The organism is Streptomyces cahuitamycinicus, from assembly GCF_002891435.1.
GTDB classification, from domain to species: Bacteria; Actinomycetota; Actinomycetes; order Streptomycetales; family Streptomycetaceae; genus Streptomyces; species Streptomyces cahuitamycinicus.
Genome location: NZ_POUC01000777.1, coordinates 1 through 1,871 on the forward strand (window position 1 = coordinate 1; position 1,871 = coordinate 1,871).

Annotated in this window: 1 protein-coding gene and 1 pseudogene; both read left to right on the plus strand. The window is 70.1% G+C overall.

Annotated elements, in window-relative coordinates; translation table 11 throughout:
• Positions 1-124 precede the first annotated feature (124 nt).
• Positions 125-1,033 (plus strand): DUF7008 domain-containing protein, encoded by a 909-nt coding sequence (locus C1J00_RS45770; RefSeq protein WP_180989914.1) that lies wholly within the window; start codon positions 125-127, stop codon positions 1,031-1,033.
• A gap of 264 nt (positions 1,034-1,297) precedes the next feature.
• A pseudogene (locus C1J00_RS42720) lies at positions 1,298-1,871 on the plus strand (hypothetical protein); the annotation flags it as partial.

Genomic DNA, 1,871 nt, shown 5'->3' on the forward strand with positions numbered 1-1,871 from the left:
GTGGTGGGCCGTGGGGGCCCGTGGGTGAGCGGTGAAGGAGTGAGCCGACGGCTAACGGCTGAGGGGGCGGGGTCCGTGCTGGACCGGGCGTGCTGCTGAAGGATCTCCAGACGGCAAACTCAACGTGCCCAAGGAACGGTTCATCTCCTACCCCGGCGCCTCCCCCGAAGCCGACGGCTCCCTGCTGCTCGGCTGGGCCGGCTGGAACCACCGCGACCAGGCCGACGCCCTCGCCGGGCTGATCCGCAGCCGCGTCGAGACCGGCGGCTGGACCAAGGGCGACCCCCGTTTCGTACCGCTGCTCGCCGGTCTGCGCGAAGTGTTTCCCTGGGGGCACCAGTGGTACGGCGAGTACGACGAGGAGTGGGAGGGCAACCCCGCCGAGAAGTTCCAGGCCGCCCTCGACACCGGCCGCGCGAGCGTGAACTGTCAGAGGCGGATCTCGTCAACTGGCGTCCCGAGAAGAAGACACGCGGGCGGCAGCCACGTGGTCGACAATGCCGGCTACTCGGATCTTCTGTTCGGAGCTCCGGCCCGGTGTCGAGACCTCAAGGTGCAGGGCGAGCACGTGACCGTCATGCCGGAGATCGGGGAAGGGTTCCTCGGCGGCCCGTTCGACAGGCTTCGTCTGCGCACTCGGGGCGTCAACCGGCTGGAGGCCGGTGTGCTGGGGCGGGGCACGCCGCAACACGAGAAGCTGCTGTCACGCCTCGTCGAGCGAGTCGCCGGACGAGCGGCCTGCGACGTTCGCGCTCCAGCACGTAGGGGCCCGCAGTTCGATCTCGGCTGGATCAGCGACCGGACGCCATACGGCGCGTGGGCAACAGCTCCCCAGGGCTCAGTCACCGACGAGACGAACCGGCTCGTGGAGGCCGTCGCGTACGTCGGCAGGTCGAGCCGGTCTGGCGCACGCCACGGCCAGGTCCAGCGGGTGGTGGTAGTCGAGGACGCCGTGGACCTGAACTCCGGGCTGCGGGAGAAGGCACAAGCGTCTGGCGTTCTCGTCGCAAAGATCAAGGATGTCCCCCGGTGAGACGGGGGCCAAGCGGCATGTGACGGCCTGACGCGGAGAAGCCAACCCCTCGCCGCCGGGGCTGTGCTTCGGCATGGGTGGTGACGGACCGCACCGTCAGAGTGACCGCCCTCACCCGAAAGCCTTCTTCACTCAACGCGTCCATCCACGCACGCAGCGTGCGGTAGCGTCGCCTCGACATCACGTCTTCCGCGTGCCACGCCGGGCACCAATGAAGACGGCCCCCGCAACGGCTGCAACCGTCCGCGAGGGCCTGAACCACCAGTGGAAAGCGACTCCACCCTGATTTACCGGCACCATATCGCGCCCCCGCGCGCCTTCACGCAGTTCTCCCACGACCTCATCCGGCACCCCCGGCTGTCCTCCGACGCCGTGCGGCTGCTGACCTGGCAGCTCTCGCTCCCTGAGGGGGCGCGCGAGTCGTTGTCGCGCACCGCCGAGCGCGCCCGCATCCGGGCGTGCGCCTTCACTCGGGCCAAGCGGCAACTGAAGGAGGAGGGGTTCGTGCACGAGCGGCGGGTCCAGGGGCCCGGAGGCCACTGGGTGACTCAACAGCTCGTCTCCAACATGCCGTTGAGCGGAGCCGAGGCCGCCAAGATCCTCGCCCGGATGCCCGTCCACGCATCCGACGCCCCCGCATCGCGCCAGCTCGCACCGAGTCCCCGCGTTCCGGCGGCCGGTGCTCCGACCCCTCGGCCCACCGACGGTCATCCAAGAAAAGACCCCGGGGAAAACACCTCCCACCATCCCGCCGACCCAGGGCCGGAGCCGGAGCGGCAGCCAGACACCGCCACCGAGCCCGAGCCCACTGAAGCCGCCCGCGCTCTCGTCGCCGCCC